The organism is Alkalihalobacillus sp. TS-13 (assembly GCF_019720915.1).
Lineage (GTDB): Bacteria > Bacillota > Bacilli > Bacillales > Fictibacillaceae > Pseudalkalibacillus.
Genome location: NZ_JAHKSI010000010.1, coordinates 1 through 15,424 on the forward strand (window position 1 = coordinate 1; position 15,424 = coordinate 15,424).

Consider the following 15,424-nt stretch of genomic DNA (forward strand, 5'->3'; position numbering starts at 1 on the left):
CAAATCGATAGTCTGGTGACGACAGCGAAGAGGTCACACCCGTTCCCATGCCGAACACGGAAGTTAAGCTCTTCAGCGCCAATGGTAATTGGGGGCTTCCCCCTGTGAGAGTAGGACGTCGCCGGGCAATCAAGAGAGCAGCTGTAAAGCTGTTCTCTTTTTGTGTTTCAAAGAAGAAGCCCGGAAGGGCAAAAAACTCCAAAGTATACGAGGGTTGTGAGGAACAAGGAGATCAAGGAAACCAGGGAGCGACGCCCGTAGCGTATGATATTACGCGAGGACCGGAGCGAGTGCCGATGACGAAGAGATCCGCCGTTCATCGCAGGCCGAAGGCCGAACACGGAAGTGAAGCTCGCGCGCCAATGGTAATTGGGGGCTTCCCCCTGTGAGAGTAGGACGTCGCCGGGCAACACAGAGTAGTCGAGAGACTGCTCTTTTTTGTATTTCCAAAAGAAGCCCGGAAGGGTAAAAAACTCCAAAGAATACGAGGGTTGTGAGGATCAAGGAAACCAGGGAGCGACGCCCGCAGCGTATGATATACGCGAGGACCGGAGCGAGTGCCGATGACGAAGAGATCCGCCGTTCATCGCAGGCCGAAGGCCGAACACGGAAGTGAAGCTCGCGCGCCAATGGTAATTGGGGGCTTCCCCCTGTGAGAGTAGGACGTCGCCGGGCAACACAGAGTAGTCGAGAGACTGCTCTTTTTTGTTGTATAAGTAATCATTTTGTATTCGAAGTGTCTTATGAAGCATTCATGAGGACACTTAATTTGATTTTTCACACAGAAACGGTCAGAGAAGGTACTGAGTACATGAAGGTACAAAAAAGCCAGTATGATTATTCAGAGAGCAGTTCTGAATACATGAAAAGGCGAAGAATCAGATTTTGAGGTACCCAAGAGGGCGTTAAGGAGTCCTTAAAACAGAAAAAACCATTTTGAGGTACCTTAAAATAGAATAAGTACGAAAAAAGAGGGACTTACACAGTTATTTATACCATGAAAGTACAGAAATTGTAATTTGACGTACAGATACAGCCTTATTCTAACCGTCAAAAAGCAGAAGCGTCAAATTGACGTGCATGAAAGGTCTTTGAAACCTTGATTTAATCATCACTGACATTAGACGTTCATCTAAAACCGAAGACTAAATAATTGATAAAAGATGGTTTTTGCTCAGCAAAAACCTTTCACTATTTTTAGTACAATCAAATTTCGAAATAAACAGCTTTAGTTTTAGGGAGACATACACAATTTCTGATTGATCATCATACATTTACGATAGCAACTGATTTTTCAAAAAATTAAATCGGTTTTGTATATTTTTAATTGTTTGTGGCAACAATGGGTGATGGAGGTGGAGAAATGGAAACCGCAAAAAAACAGCGATCCATGGATATATGTATGGTTTGTGAAGAGAAAAACAACGAGGGAATCTATATTTTCCAACACTTTTTATGCTCAGATTGCGAACAGAGAATGGTTGTTACAGACACTGATGATGAAGAATATCAATATTTTATAGAAAAGCTTAGAAAAATTAATCAAGTATCGTGTTAAAGCAGGTGGATGGACGCCTGTTTTTTATTTTGTGTTTGGCTATGTTACTATTCGTTGTTGATTTTAAACGAAATTCACGACACTCCTGCGGGAACAGCGGGCCAGGTGAGACCCCGCATTCAGAGAAGTGATGTCTAGCTCAGCGACCAGTCACTTTGATCACTTCAAACTTCCTGTGGCGGCGACAGCCTCCTCGTCAGTTTTCCAGTGACCGTCGTGCCTAACCGGGTCGCTTCCGCTTTTCTATGCCCGCGGAAAGGGAGTGAATTTCGAAGAAATCAACATCATTCCTTAACAAAGCCTTGTGTTTAAAGAACCCAGGGCTGTACTTAAGGATTGACCTCGCAAATGCCCTACCATTTCTGCTAAAATGAGGAGAGGATTACTTCATAGAAGCGGATGGATGAAGTTTGAGACATTTACACACACCATTAATTGATAAATTACGGGAGCATTACGATAAAGCGAAATTTTCTTTTCATGTGCCAGGTCATAAATTCGGAAAGTTGATGTCGAGCGAAGTTTGGACTCATAATCTTCTTGAGCTTGATGCAACTGAACTGACAGGATTGGATGATCTCCATGATGCGACCGATGTAATCAAAGAGGCTCAGGCATTGACTGCCTCCTTTTATGGAGCGGATAAAAGCTACTTTCTCATCAATGGGACGACCGTTGGCAACCTGGCGATGATTCTGACGACATGTAAGCCTGAAGCAAGGGTGCTTGTGCAGCGGAACTGTCATAAATCGGTCATGAGTGGGGTCCAATTAGCTGGTGCAAGACCGGTGATGTTATCTCCTGAAATAGACCGAGAGACGGGTATTGCAACTGGAATTACATTAGACCAGGTAAAAGAGGCTTTTTTGCACTATCAACATATTGATGCAGTCATTCTCACGAACCCTAATTATTACGGGATGACGAAGAATTTACGTGAGATTATTTCATTTGTACATAAGAGGGATGTTCCTGTTCTTATAGATGAAGCACATGGGGCACATTTTTCAATAGGATCCCCTTTCCCGCCTTCCTCACTGTCGATGGGTGCTGATATCGTCGTCCAATCTGCGCACAAGACTCTACCAGCGATGACGATGGCTTCGTTCCTTCATGTCAAATCAGAACGTATTGACGTTGCGCTTTTGGAAGAGAACTTGCAAATTTTACAGTCAAGCAGCCCGTCTTACGTCTTGATGGCGTCATTGGATTATGCGCGCTCGTATATCGAAAGTTTGGAAAAACAAGATATTAAGCGCATTTTAGAACGTATCGAAACATTAAAGCAACGGCTCAACGGAATCCCGCAAATCAAAGTTATCCAGCATACAAACGCATCAGATTGGTTTGATCCGCTCAAATTGATCATCCAGTCTAAAACATCCTTATCTGGCTTTGAAATGCAAGCTATTTTTGAAAAGGCGGGAATTTATTCGGAGCTTGCTGATCCTTACAATGTCCTTTTCATTCTTCCACTTGCCCCGCTCGAGCAAATCGAGGAGCTTGCCTCTTTAATTGAACGGACGCTAAGTAGTTATGATATGGTCGAGCGTGAAATCGTGAAAGTCGATCGATTTCCTTCCATTACGGAATTGACATTGACAGATAAGGAACTAAAAGCTACAAAAACGAAAAGACTCCCACTAGAAAAAACAGTGAATGAGATAAGCGCAGAAACGATTGTACCTTATCCGCCAGGCATTCCGATCATCATGAAAGGTGAGAAGATAACGGAATCCCATGTTAAGTATTGTCATTTCCTTTTTCAAAAAGGTGCCAGATTTCAGGGGACGGATCTTAAAGATATACGTGTAGCCGAAACACATCAGGAAACTCGGAGGTAGTAGTATGCAAAACGGATTATTTATTACATTTGAAGGTCCAGAGGGTGCCGGAAAAACAACCATCATTAAACAAATCGAGCAGGAAGTATCCAAACGGATCCAAGTACTTTGTACTCGTGAGCCGGGAGGGATCGACATTGCTGAACAAATCCGGGCGGTGATCTTGAATCCGGAAAACACAAAGATGGATAGTCGGACAGAAGCGTTGCTTTATGCAGCTGCAAGAAGACAGCATCTTGTCGAGAAAGTCATCCCGGCCATAGAGGAGGGAAAGCTGGTTCTTTGCGATCGATTCATTGACAGCAGCCTTGCGTATCAAGGATATGCACGAGGTCTTGGAATCGAAGAGGTCTATTCAATCAACCGTTTTGCGACAGAGGATCGGATGCCGGATTTAACAGTGTATTTTGATCTATCTCCTGAAGTTGGATTAAGTCGGATTGATGACAATGAACAACGGGAAAAGAATCGGCTGGATCTAGAAAAAATGGAGTTTCATAAAAAGGTACAGGAAGGTTATAAGCGTGTCCTGAGCATGTTTCCAGATCGTATGGTCGTCGTAGATGCCGAACAGCCGATCGAAAAAGTCTATCAGGATGTGCTTGTGGTTATCGAGAGGAAACTTGGTGAGATAAATTAGGGTGTAACTGTTATAATAGTATAAAGAACCTTTTCTTTTTTAGTTGTTTTTACTCAACATTTTTCAGATACACTCAACACGGATTTAAATAGAGGAAAATAGATTATAGAGAGAATAGTATTAACATATAGGTAAATCGTTGAAAGGAGCTCTCGCTTATGAAGCTTGTGGTGGCGGTGGTTCAGGATAAAGATAGCAATCGACTATCTGACGCACTTGTGAAGAGTAATTTTCGTGCTACAAAATTAGCAAGTACAGGTGGATTTCTCAAGTCTGGAAACACGACTTTCATGATTGGTGTCGAGGATCAGCATGTCAAGCGTGTGCTTGATATCATCAAGGAAAATTGTCAGAGCAGGGATCAGCTTGTAGCACCTGTCTCTCCTATGGGTGGTAATGCGGATTCTTATGTACCTTATCCTGTTGAAGTAGAAGTCGGTGGGGCTACAGTATTCGTCCTCCCTATTGAACAGTTCATGCAATATTAGGAGGCATCAGTTATGAAAGTAGGACAAGAGCTTCGTACGACTGTGGAACAACGCCTCCAGGATGGTGTTAAGCCCCACGTCAAGTCAGGGAAATTCGAATCAGTGGTACAGGCCCAACAGCAGAAACTCCAAAGTGAACAATTGACACAATTACTAAGTAAAATAGATCGACAGGGTCAACGATTGTTGAAATCACAAACATTAAGTGATCTTCGAGAGTATAAACAGCTTGTGAAAAGATTTGTGAAAGAAACGGTTGAATTCGGCATGAATCTGAAAAAATCGAGAAGCTGGAATGGACACGGTAATTTAGAAACGATGCATTTAATAGAACAAATCGATGAAGAGTTGATGACACTTACAGATGAGCTCGTTTCCCGTGAAGGCAAATCAATTTATATCCTAAGCCGGATTGGTGAAATCAAAGGTTTGCTCGTGAATTTGTATACGTAGAAAAGAGTCGATTGTAATGGAATGGAATGCACTCGCATTAAGACAACCTTATGTCGTAAAACTACTGACCAACAGCATAAAAAAAGAACGGCTTGCACATGCTTATCTGTTCAAAGGTAATAAAGGAACGGGGAAAAAGAAAATTTCGCTCCATTTGACGAAAGCCTACTTCTGTCGAGTAAGAAAAGATAGTGAACCCTGTGGTGAATGTCCGGATTGTAAGCGGATCGATTCAGGAAATCATCCGGATGTCCACTTTGTCGAGCCTGATGGGCAATCGATCAAAATCGAACAAATCCGGCAGCTCCAGAAAGAATTTTCTTATTTAGGACTTGAGTCCAAATCAAAAGCTTATATTCTTGAACATGCGGAACGAATGACGAATCAAGCAGCAAACAGCTTGTTGAAATTTTTAGAAGAACCTGGCCAAGAAACGATCGCCATATTACTGACAGAGAACCCACAACAGCTTCTTGACACCATTCGTTCCCGATGCCAGATTTTAACCTTTGCTCCGCAATCACAGAATGAATTGATCGAGGCACTCACTGAGAAAGATTATTCCAAACAGCTTGCACGTACTGCCGCAGCGTTGACGAACGACCAGGCAGAAGCGGAAGAATATCTGAACGATGAGTGGTTTGTAATAGCTAGAAAGAACGTGTTAAAATTAGGAGAAGAGCTTTTTGAGAGACCCCAACGTGCACTTCTCGCTCTTCACGAATATTGGAATCCACATTTCAAAGAAAAACAACAGGTCGAAATTGGTTTGGATTTGTTGTTGATTTGGTATAAAGATGTTTTTCTTACGCAATTGGAAGAAGAACAGTCGATCGTTTACAGCGATCATCAAAATATATTATCCGTCCAAGCGCTACAAAGCTCTCAAAGCCGTGTGCGGAATCAAATGCTGCATATTCTTGAGGCTAAGCGACGTTTGAACGCAAATATGAATCTTCAGTTGTTGATGGAGCAATTAGTGCTTAGATTGCAGGAGGGATAAACCTAGTGTATGAGGTAATTGGCGTCCGTTTTAAGAAAGCGGGTAAAATATATTATTTTGATCCAGGGGACCTTGATATAGATGTCAATACATTCGTCATTGTCGAAACCGCTAGAGGCATTGAATACGGAAAGACAGTCCTTGCGAAAAAGCAAGTGGATGAAAACGATGTCGTTCTCCCGCTGAAGAAAGTCGTACGAATCGCGAATACGAAGGATCAAATTTCAGTTCAAGAGAACAAAGACGCTGCAAAAGAAGCGTTTGATGTATGTGGGAGGAAGATTGATGAGCATGAGCTTGATATGAAGCTTGTCGATGTTGAATATACATTCGATCGGAACAAAGTCATCTTTTATTTCACAGCAGACGGCCGGGTCGATTTCCGTGAATTGGTGAAAGACTTGGCATCCATTTTCCGGACTCGTATTGAGTTGCGGCAGATTGGTGTCCGGGATGAGGCAAAAATGCTTGGCGGAATAGGGCCATGTGGACGGCTGCTTTGCTGTTCAACCTTTTTAGGAGACTTTGAACCTGTATCGATCAAGATGGCCAAAGATCAAAACCTATCATTGAATCCAGCAAAAATATCTGGATTATGCGGTAGACTGATGTGTTGTTTAAAGTATGAAAACGATGATTATGAAACCGCAAAAAAGGAGCTTCCCGACATTGGAGAAGAAATTCACACAGCGCATGGTAACGGAAAAGTAGTCGGTCTGAATATTTTAGAGCGTTTAGTGCAAGTGGACCTTTACGAACGTGAACGTGTGATTGAATTCACCCTCGATGAGCTTATAAAGGAAGGCTCCGTTTCACAAGCTACAGAGTAACGGGGTGAAGCCGTGGATAAAAAAGAAATCTTCTCAAGAGTAAGTGAAATGGAAGAGCAAATCGGAAGTTTATACAAGCAATTGGGAGATCTGAAAAACCAATTGGCTACTCTATTAGAAGAAAATCATCATTTGGAAATTGAGAATCGTAACTTGAGAAGCCGTTTGGAAAGGGAAAAGCAGACGGTCGGAGGACAAGCTTCTTCGAAAAAAAACGATTCGCAAAAGCATGTTCCTGATATCGGTGAAGGATTTGATACATTGGCACGTTTGTATCAAGAAGGATTCCATATATGTAACCTTCACTACGGAAGTATACGGACGGAAGGGGACTGCCTGTTCTGTCTGTCTTTTCTCAACAAGAAATAGATGATGATTCCTCTGATTGATTCGGTAGGGGCTGAGCTGTGATTTTCGTAGTTCAGCCTCTTTTTACATAAGTATTGTTATTTTTCGCGAAATTCACTCCCTTTCCGCGGGCTAAAGAAAAGCGGAAGCGACCCGGTTAGGCACGACGGCCACTGGAAAACTGACGAGGAGGCTGTCGCCGCCGCAGGAAGTTTGAAGTGATCAAAGTGACTGGTCGCTGAGCTAGACATCACTTCTCTGAAGACGGGGTCTCGCCTGGCTCGCTATTCCCGCAGGAGTGTCGTAAATTTCGCTTTAATAAACTTTCTGTAAATAATTCACTATTAAGAGCTATTTCAACTTATACCTCCAACCAGGGTGAAAGGATCTATGTATGATGTCGATAGAGCTGTTTGATGATGAGCGGGTTGATTATATCGTTCAAGATAAGCTGAAAATAATACAAAGCCCGTCGGTGTTCACTTTTTCATTAGATGCCGTCTTGTTGGCAAATTTCGTATACGTCCCTATTCAACAAGGGAAACTGTTGGACTTATGTACAGGAACAGGTGCTGTGCCATTGGTTCTATCAAGACGCACTAAAGGATCGATCACCGGTGTGGAAATTCAAGAAAAGCTTGTAAGTATGGCGGAACGAAGTGTGAAAATTAACAATCTTGAAGGACGTATTCAAATCGAACATGAAGATATACTGGACTATGAACGGAAATCTGATCAAGGATTTGATGTCGTCACGTGTAACCCGCCTTATTTTGATTCAAAAAATCCAGTTGATCATAATGAAAATGAACACGTTGCGATTGCGCGGCATGAAATTTATTGTTCGCTCGAAGATGTCGTAAGGATAGCGGCTAAAAATCTCCGCAATGGTGGAAAAGCAGCGTTTGTCCATAGACCGGAACGATTGATGGATCTGCTTTTCTCGATGCGGAAGTACAAGGTAGAACCGAAACGCTTGCAGTTCGTCTATCCAAAGCAAGGGAAGGATGCCAATATGGTGCTTGTTGAGGGGACAAAGGGCGGCAAGCCTGATTTGACACTGCTCCCTCCGTTAACCGTTTACAATCCAGCGGATGAATATACTGAGGAGGTCAGAAAAGCATATGAGTAAGGACCCTCAGTATTGTGTTTATATTTTAGAATGCTGCGATGGCACCTTGTATACAGGGTATACGAATAATATCGATAAACGGCTGATTGCGCATCAACAAGGAAAAGGGGCGAAATATACAAAAGGGCGGACCCCTGTAGAACTTGTGTATCTGGAACACCACTTGACGAAATCTGAGGCGCTTAAAGCAGAATATCAGATTAAGCAGCTGAACAAAAAAGAGAAAACGCGCCTAATCTACACGAAGGAGTAATCGAATCATGTGGAATCAACATAGCTATCATGCAGAGGGAAGGGCAGGTTCCCTCATCATCGTACCTACCCCCATTGGTAATCTGGAAGATATGACATTCCGGTCTATTCAGCAACTGAAAGAAGCAGATTTGATCGCATGTGAAGATACTCGGCAAACAAAAAAGTTGTGTAACCATTTCGATATTCTTACACCTCTTGTCAGCTATCATGAACATAACAAGATGAAAAGTGGAGAAAAACTTATTGGTCAGCTGCAGAATGGTGATACCATCGCATTGGTCAGTGATGCAGGAATGCCAGGCATTTCTGATCCAGGTTATGATTTGGTGAAGCAATGTGTAGAAAATCAGATTCCGGTCATTCCTTTACCTGGAGCTAATGCTGCCCTTCCCGCACTTGTTTCTTCCGGTCTTCCAACTGATCACTTTTACTTTTATGGATTCCTTCCCCGGGACAAGAAGTCTAGAAAAGAAGAACTCACCTATCTTGCTTCGGTTCGGGACACAGTTATTTTATATGAGTCGCCCCACAGGATAAAAGAAACGCTAAAAGAATTAGCAATAGTGTTTGGAGCAGATCGTAAAGTTTCGATAAATAGAGAATTGACTAAGAAATATGAAGAGATCGTCCGCGGTAATTTAGAGGAATTATGGCAATGGAGTGAGAAGAAACAAATCAGAGGGGAATTTTGCTTAATAATAGAAGGAACAGGGGAACTTCCCCAAGAAACCGATCAGTGGTGGTTGAAGCTTTCGATCGTTGAACACATCGATCATTATATAAATGAAGAGAACATGTCTAGTAAAGCTGCTATTAAACAAGTATCCATGGATCGCGGCTTGCCGAAGCGTGAAGTATACCAAATGTATCATGTCCAATGATAAAGCTGTTTTCACACAGGTTGTAATGTTTACAAGGTGGAAATATGCCCGCTCTCCGATTGCAATCTACAAAAGTGCGAGGTCTCGTATATCTCGCTGTTATAGGTATTCATCTCCTTATCAGCTTTTATTAGTAACAAACTTTAAAAACAGCAGATGAAAAAAGGGTTGGCTCCATAGAGGGCCAACCCATTCGTCATACGGTTATTTTGCTTTTGAAACGTAGTCGTCTAATTCTTTCATGATTTGCTCTGCACCTTCACGGCTTAGAATGATTCTTCCATCTGCAATTGAAAGGTTATCATCAGATACCTCTCCAGTAACTTGACAAGTCATGTTAGGCTTGTATTTTTTTAGGACAATACGGTCATCGTCAACATAGATTTCGAGAGCATCCTTTTCTGCGATACCAAGTGTACGACGAAGTTCAATCGGAATCACCACGCGACCTAATTCATCGACCTTACGAACAATACCTGTAGATTTCATAATAATAAATCTCCTCTCTTGTTTTTCCTGTTTTTTGACCTGATTCTATGTTTATCGCCATTATTCGACAAAAACTATTATGCCCTAATAATACCAGCGATTCCCAAACACGTCAATCATTTTCTTTAATGAAAATATTTGCAATTTCTGTAAACTAGATACAAACATTGTGCTGACGCTTATCTTGAAGTAACGAATGTTTGGGATTCCCAAATACAGAAGTCATTACCAGGAAAATTATACTAAAATTTTTTGATTACTAATAACCTAAAAGTATTATACTTCGACAGAAATTCGACATTGTTCGACGTTTTGTGTCGAAATCTTATATTCAACTACTTGAATGAACCCTGTACTTCAGGTATATTTTTTAAGAAATACAGGAATCCTGTAGTATTTACATATATTGTTTTCGTATCTCTGTGTCATTTTATGTCTAAGATAAGAAAAACTCTTTGATTAATGATAGAATTAAATCGGGAAATGTACATGTAATAGCGTATTCACCCTTAAATACCCCTATTTTGTTAATTTGAAACAATTTTTGGAAGCGCAAGGAGGTTGCAAGATGTCAGGGGAAAACAAATCTTTTTATATCTCTACACCAATCTATTATCCGAGTGGAAAGCTCCATATCGGCCATGCGTACACGACTGTTGCAGGTGATGCGATGGCACGTTATAAGCGTTTGCGTGGTTACGATGTCATGTATCTGACTGGAACAGATGAACACGGACAAAAGATTCAGGATAAAGCAGAAGAACAAGGTGTTGCCCCGATCAACTATGTAGATGAAATCGTAGAAGGGATTCAGGATCTTTGGGACAAGCTTGATATTTCCTACGATGATTTCATAAGAACTACTCAAGATCGCCATACGAATGTTGTCGAAAAGATTTTTCAACAGCTTATGGACCAAGGGGATATTTATCTTGATGAATATGAAGGATGGTATTGTACACCTTGTGAATCCTTTTTTACGGATCTACAGTTAGAAGAAGGGAATTGCCCGGATTGCGGCCGTCCTGTTCAAAAAGTGAAAGAAGAATCCTATTTCTTCAAGATGAGTAAATACGCCGATCGTCTTCTTAAGTTTTATGAGGAAAACCCGCATTTCATTTTACCTGAAACACGTAAAAATGAGATGGTCAATAACTTCATCAAGCCAGGGTTAGAGGATTTGGCTGTTTCACGTACTTCCTTCGATTGGGGAGTTAAAGTTCCAGGAAACCCGAAGCATGTCATATACGTTTGGATCGATGCCTTATCGAACTATATCACTGCTCTCGGCTACGGTTCCGAAAATGATGAACGTTATCAAAAATATTGGCCTGCAGATGTTCATTTGGTAGGAAAAGAGATTACGCGTTTTCATACCATCTACTGGCCGATTATCCTTATGGCGTTGGATCTACCATTGCCAAAACAAGTATTTGCGCATGGTTGGCTGCTGATGAGAGATGGTAAGATGTCGAAATCCAAAGGGAATGTTGTTGATCCTGTAACATTGATCGACCGTTACGGACTTGATGCATTGCGTTATTACCTCCTCCGGGAAGTGCCATTCGGATCTGATGGGGTTTTCACTCCTGAAAGCTTTGTTGATCGTGTAAACCATGACCTTGCGAATGATTTAGGAAATTTATTGAATCGTACAGTTGCGATGATCAGCAAATACTTTGATGGAGAAATTCCAGCTCATCAGGGTACGATTACTTCTTTTGATGATTCGTTAGAAGAACTCGTCGATGCAACGGTTGAAAAAGTAGAAACTGCGATGGACCATTTGGAATTTTCAGTGGCATTGTCTTCTATCTGGCAGCTAGTGAGTCGTACTAACAAATATATCGATGAAACGCAGCCGTGGATTCTATCAAAAAATGAAGACCAAAGAGATCAGCTTGCGTCTGTCATGTCCCATTTAGCTGAATCCTTACGCTATATTTCAATTTTGATCCAGCCATTCATGACAAAGGCGCCTGCTAAGATATGGGGGCAGTTGGGAATCGAAGGCGATTTCTTGACAGGTTGGGAAAGTTTGAAAGAGTTCGGGCAAATCCCAGGCGGAACAAAAGTCCAAAAAGGGCAGCCGCTCTTCCCTCGACTTGAGAATGAAGAAGAAGTGACCTACATTAAAGAATCAATGACAGGAACGGGGACGACCGAAGAAAAACCTGAAGTGAATCCGGAAAAAGAGAATGAAGATAGTAAAGATGAAATCACATTTGATGATTTCATGAAGGTTGAATTGAAAGTTGCAGAAGTTGTAGAAGCAGACAAAGTCAAAAAAGCAGATAAGTTATTGAAGCTACAGCTGGATTTAGGTGATGAAAAACGGCAGGTTGTTTCTGGTATTGCTCAATATTATCAGCCCGAAGAACTGATCGGGATGAAAGTGATTTGTGTCACGAACTTGAAGCCAGTGAAACTCCGTGGCGAAATGTCTGAAGGAATGATCCTTGCAGGAAGCAAAGATGGCAGACTTAAACTTGCGACAATCGACCAATCTCTTCCAAACGGAACGATTATAAAGTAAAAAATGTTTAAGCTAGGCTGTTTTCTAAAAGTTTGTGGTTAATGACTGGTTTCATTTGATGTAAGAACGATGGAAGTCTGTAAGCAGTGGGAATATACGAGACTCCTGCGGGAACAGCGAGCCAGGCGAGACCCCGCAACGAGGTACGAGCGAGGAGGCTTGCGGATCGCCCGCGGAAAGCAAGTATATTCCCACGCCATTCCAATGGAATTGTGAAAAACAACAATCTTTACTAAAAGAGCCTTAATCTATAACATTTGTTTCAAAAGTTAAGTGAATTCACACACTCTTTAGGGAAAAGTAATCAATCTTTAGTTTGAAAAAGCTATAATTTTAGAAGAATGACCAAAATCATGGCCATTGGACATTATGTTCAATTCTGTTTTTGCCACTCATTTTCAATGGAGGCAAATCCTAGAATGTTTAGTGGTGGTGGGGCTTGACGGTCATTCTTCTTTATTTATGTTCGACTTCTTCTTTATAACGATTTTCTTTTGTAATAAAACTGTAATCGGAATGACAAGTTATTGACTTAGCAATTCCTTTTATAAATGTGATAAACTAGGAAAGTGTTTCAGAGCCTAGGAGTTCTGAATTAGAAACTACAATCTTAGTAGGTGTTTGGAACTATGTTATTTGATACCCACGCTCATCTGAATGCTGTACAGTTCGATGAGGACCGAGAAGAAGTCATTCAACGTGCGCTTGACGAAGGTGTATCCCACATCGTTGTCGTCGGCTTTGACCGGGACACGATCAAAGGTGCCCTGGATTTAGCAGAAGGTTATGATTTCATCTATGCAGCGGTCGGTTGGCATCCGGTAGATGCAATCGATATGACAGAAGAAGATTTGAAGTGGATTGAAGAATTGGCTTCTCATCCGAAAGTAGTCGCCCTTGGTGAAATGGGTCTCGATTATCATTGGGATAAGTCACCGAAGGATATTCAGAAGGATGTATTCCGAAAGCAGATTCAACTTGCTAAAAAAGTAGATCTACCGATTGTCATCCATAATAGAGAAGCGACAGAGGATGTTGTAAGAATATTAGAAGAAGAAAATGCCGAAGAAGTCGGAGGCATCATGCATTGTTACAGTGGCAGTCTTGAAATCGCAAAAAGATGTATGGATATGAATTTTTACATATCATTCGGTGGACCAGTCACTTTCAAGAATGCTAAGAAACCGAAAGAAGTAGCCGTTGAAATTCCGATGGATCGCATTTTGATTGAAACGGATTGTCCGTTTTTAAGTCCGCATCCCTTAAGAGGAAAACGTAACGAATCCTCTTATGTCAAATATGTAGCAGAACAAATCGCTGATTTAAAAGGTATGTCTGTAGAAGAATTCGCGCAAAAAACTTCCGACAACGCATTTCGCTTATTCGGCATCAGTCGCTGAAGAGTAATGTCGAAGTTTAAGAAAATACAAGAGATCACGCGAAATTCTACAAAGTTCAGTGATAACTGAACAAAAAATGTCGAGCAGTTTTTCTTTCTTTTTGGAGATTTCCCTTGCATAATGGGGACCAAGTGCGAAAGGAGGGAATGTTTGGCAGCGGGGCAACAGGTGTTGAAAACTAGAATACGTGAAGGAGGGGTCGGAACATGACTCACCTGAAAACTGTTTTGACCAGATGGTTTACGGGAAAGTGGCTTCTGGTATCAATTGCAGGACTTCTTGTTTTAGGGACGGCCGTCAGTGTCGGAGCTTATGAACTGACAAAAAAGACGGTGACGATCTCCATTGACGGGAAGGATCAGACGGTGCAAACTCATGCCGATACCGTTAAGGGGTTATTGAAAGAAAATGATATAGGCGTCGGTGCACATGACAAAGTGGACCCAGGGTTGAATTCGAAAATCAAAGATCAGATGAAGATCACATGGATCCAATCTCATCAAGTTAAATTGAATCTTGATGGCGAAGAGAAAAAAGTATGGACGACAGCAGATACTGTAAAAGAATTGCTAGAGTCAGAAAAGATAGAAGTCGGGGAGCATGACAAACTCACACCTGACATGAATGCGAACATCTCAGATGGCATGGCTGTCAATCTTGAAAAGGCCTTCAAAGTCAAACTGAATGATGGTGGCAAAGAAAAAGATGTTTGGACCACTTCGATTACCGTCGCTGACCTTTTAAAACAAAATAAGATCCAACTGGATGAAATGGATCGTGTAGAACCTGGAAAAGATGCCCTTGTTAAAAAGGGAGCACAGGTTAAAGTCACTCGAGTAGAAAAGGTCACCGATGTAGTGGAAGAATCAGTTGACTTTGCGGTCGTTAAGCGTAAGGATAGCGATCTTGCAAAAGGGAAAGAGAAAGTCGTTTCTGATGGTAAAAAAGGTAAGGTCGAGAAACATTACGAAGTTGTCATGGAAAATGGAAAAGAAGTTTCCAGAAAGCTTGTGAAAACAGAAAAAGTTTCTGACAGTAAGGATAAGATTGTAGCTGTTGGAACAAAAGTACAGACACAAACAGTATCCCGTAGTAAATCATCAGAGCCTTCAGGTCGTGAATTCTACGTTTCAAGTACTGCATATACAGCGAATTGTGCAGGATGCTCTGGAATTACGGCAACAGGGTACAACCTGAAGGAAAACCCGAATGCTAAAGTCATTGCGGTGGACCCAAGCGTCATACCACTCGGCAGTAAGGTATGGGTTGAGGGTTATGGTTACGCAACGGCTCTAGATACAGGCGGAGCAATCAACGGTAAAAAAATCGATGTCTTCTTCAGCAGTCAGTCGGCAGCTACTAGCTGGGGTAGAAAGACAGTCCGTATTAAAATAATCGATTGATAAATGCAAGGAGTTGACTCAAACGCAATGAGTCGGCTCCTTTTCTATTTTTACGGATTACATAAACTCTACCCGCTTTATAGAATTTATAACCTTTATCTATCGGATTAAGATAGGGTATACTGAGTAAATAATTGCTTTTACTAATTAGACGATTTTGTTAC

Annotated in this window: 15 protein-coding genes and 1 rRNA gene; 15 read left to right on the top strand and 1 reads right to left on the bottom strand. The window is 41.6% G+C overall.

Features of this window, described 5'->3' with window-relative positions; all coding sequences use genetic code 11:
• Window positions 1-11 precede the first annotated feature (11 nt).
• The 12 genes from rrf (at window position 12) to rsmI (ending at window position 9,432) form a co-directional block, all read left to right on the top strand.
• Window positions 12-127 (top strand): 5S ribosomal RNA (rrf, locus tag KOL94_RS24130).
• Window positions 128-1,363: 1,236 nt separating this feature from the next.
• Entirely contained in the window at window positions 1,364-1,558 is a 195-nt protein-coding gene (locus tag KOL94_RS24135; protein ID WP_221569226.1) for a sigma factor G inhibitor Gin, read from the top strand.
• Window positions 1,559-1,968: 410 nt separating this feature from the next.
• Window positions 1,969-3,402: an aminotransferase class I/II-fold pyridoxal phosphate-dependent enzyme gene (locus tag KOL94_RS24140; RefSeq protein ID WP_221569227.1), complete on the top strand. Its 1,434-nt coding sequence runs from the start codon at window positions 1,969-1,971 to the stop codon at window positions 3,400-3,402.
• 4 nt (window positions 3,403-3,406) lie between these two features.
• Window positions 3,407-4,042, top strand: a complete 636-nt coding sequence (gene tmk, locus KOL94_RS24145; RefSeq protein ID WP_221569228.1) for a dTMP kinase — start codon at window positions 3,407-3,409, stop codon at window positions 4,040-4,042.
• Between the two features lie 158 nt (window positions 4,043-4,200).
• Window positions 4,201-4,530, top strand: coding sequence for a cyclic-di-AMP receptor (locus KOL94_RS24150; protein WP_221569229.1), 330 nt, complete (start codon window positions 4,201-4,203; stop codon window positions 4,528-4,530).
• Between the two features lie 12 nt (window positions 4,531-4,542).
• On the top strand, window positions 4,543-4,983 hold the full coding sequence (locus tag KOL94_RS24155; protein ID WP_221569230.1) for a YaaR family protein: 441 nt from the start codon (window positions 4,543-4,545) through the stop codon (window positions 4,981-4,983).
• Between the two features lie 16 nt (window positions 4,984-4,999).
• A complete protein-coding gene (holB, locus tag KOL94_RS24160) occupies window positions 5,000-5,986 on the top strand; it encodes a DNA polymerase III subunit delta' (RefSeq protein ID WP_221569231.1) in 987 nt (328 codons plus the stop codon).
• Between the two features lie 5 nt (window positions 5,987-5,991).
• Window positions 5,992-6,816, top strand: coding sequence for a PSP1 domain-containing protein (locus tag KOL94_RS24165; protein ID WP_221569232.1), 825 nt, complete (start codon window positions 5,992-5,994; stop codon window positions 6,814-6,816).
• Window positions 6,817-6,828: 12 nt separating this feature from the next.
• A complete protein-coding gene (yabA, locus tag KOL94_RS24170; protein ID WP_221569233.1) occupies window positions 6,829-7,185 on the top strand; it encodes a DNA replication initiation control protein YabA in 357 nt (118 codons plus the stop codon).
• 376 nt (window positions 7,186-7,561) lie between these two features.
• A complete protein-coding gene (locus KOL94_RS24175; RefSeq protein ID WP_221569234.1) occupies window positions 7,562-8,296 on the top strand; it encodes a tRNA1(Val) (adenine(37)-N6)-methyltransferase in 735 nt (244 codons plus the stop codon).
• The gene (locus tag KOL94_RS24180; RefSeq protein WP_221569235.1) at window positions 8,289-8,549 is read left to right on the top strand and encodes a GIY-YIG nuclease family protein; all 261 of its coding nucleotides are present in this window, start codon (window positions 8,289-8,291) and stop codon (window positions 8,547-8,549) included. Before KOL94_RS24175 ends, KOL94_RS24180 begins: the two co-directional genes overlap by 8 nt.
• A 7-nt stretch (window positions 8,550-8,556) precedes the next feature.
• On the top strand, window positions 8,557-9,432 hold the full coding sequence (gene rsmI, locus KOL94_RS24185; protein WP_221569236.1) for a 16S rRNA (cytidine(1402)-2'-O)-methyltransferase: 876 nt from the start codon (window positions 8,557-8,559) through the stop codon (window positions 9,430-9,432).
• A 204-nt stretch (window positions 9,433-9,636) separates the two neighbouring features.
• Here rsmI and KOL94_RS24190 read toward each other — a convergent pair whose 3' ends face one another.
• Entirely contained in the window at window positions 9,637-9,921 is a 285-nt protein-coding gene (locus KOL94_RS24190; protein WP_221569237.1) for a transition state genes transcriptional regulator AbrB, read from the bottom strand.
• Between the two features lie 568 nt (window positions 9,922-10,489).
• Between KOL94_RS24190 and metG the strand changes: the two genes are divergently transcribed.
• From metG to KOL94_RS24205, 3 genes are all read left to right on the top strand, one after another.
• Entirely contained in the window at window positions 10,490-12,457 is a 1,968-nt protein-coding gene (gene metG / locus KOL94_RS24195) for a methionine--tRNA ligase (protein ID WP_221569238.1), read from the top strand.
• A gap of 629 nt (window positions 12,458-13,086) precedes the next feature.
• Window positions 13,087-13,857: a TatD family hydrolase gene (locus tag KOL94_RS24200; RefSeq protein WP_221569239.1), complete on the top strand. Its 771-nt coding sequence runs from the start codon at window positions 13,087-13,089 to the stop codon at window positions 13,855-13,857.
• Window positions 13,858-14,063: 206 nt separating this feature from the next.
• Window positions 14,064-15,260 carry a resuscitation-promoting factor gene (locus KOL94_RS24205; RefSeq protein ID WP_221569240.1) on the top strand — a complete coding sequence of 399 codons (1,197 nt, stop codon included), beginning with the start codon at window positions 14,064-14,066 and terminating at the stop codon, window positions 15,258-15,260.
• Window positions 15,261-15,424: the final 164 nt, after the last annotated feature.

Coding starts and splice junctions, on each gene's coding strand:
- KOL94_RS24200 (WP_221569239.1), top strand. CDS start 13,087: ATGTTATTTGATACCCACGCTCATCTGAATGCTGTACAGTTCGATGAG.
- KOL94_RS24205 (WP_221569240.1), top strand. CDS start 14,064: ATGACTCACCTGAAAACTGTTTTGACCAGATGGTTTACGGGAAAGTGG.
- tmk (WP_221569228.1), top strand. CDS start 3,407: ATGCAAAACGGATTATTTATTACATTTGAAGGTCCAGAGGGTGCCGGA.
- KOL94_RS24135 (WP_221569226.1), top strand. CDS start 1,364: ATGGAAACCGCAAAAAAACAGCGATCCATGGATATATGTATGGTTTGT.
- KOL94_RS24190 (WP_221569237.1), bottom strand. CDS start 9,921: ATGAAATCTACAGGTATTGTTCGTAAGGTCGATGAATTAGGTCGCGTG.
- rsmI (WP_221569236.1), top strand. CDS start 8,557: ATGTGGAATCAACATAGCTATCATGCAGAGGGAAGGGCAGGTTCCCTC.
- holB (WP_221569231.1), top strand. CDS start 5,000: ATGGAATGGAATGCACTCGCATTAAGACAACCTTATGTCGTAAAACTA.
- KOL94_RS24155 (WP_221569230.1), top strand. CDS start 4,543: ATGAAAGTAGGACAAGAGCTTCGTACGACTGTGGAACAACGCCTCCAG.
- KOL94_RS24180 (WP_221569235.1), top strand. CDS start 8,289: ATGAGTAAGGACCCTCAGTATTGTGTTTATATTTTAGAATGCTGCGAT.
- KOL94_RS24175 (WP_221569234.1), top strand. CDS start 7,562: ATGTCGATAGAGCTGTTTGATGATGAGCGGGTTGATTATATCGTTCAA.
- metG (WP_221569238.1), top strand. CDS start 10,490: ATGTCAGGGGAAAACAAATCTTTTTATATCTCTACACCAATCTATTAT.
- KOL94_RS24150 (WP_221569229.1), top strand. CDS start 4,201: ATGAAGCTTGTGGTGGCGGTGGTTCAGGATAAAGATAGCAATCGACTA.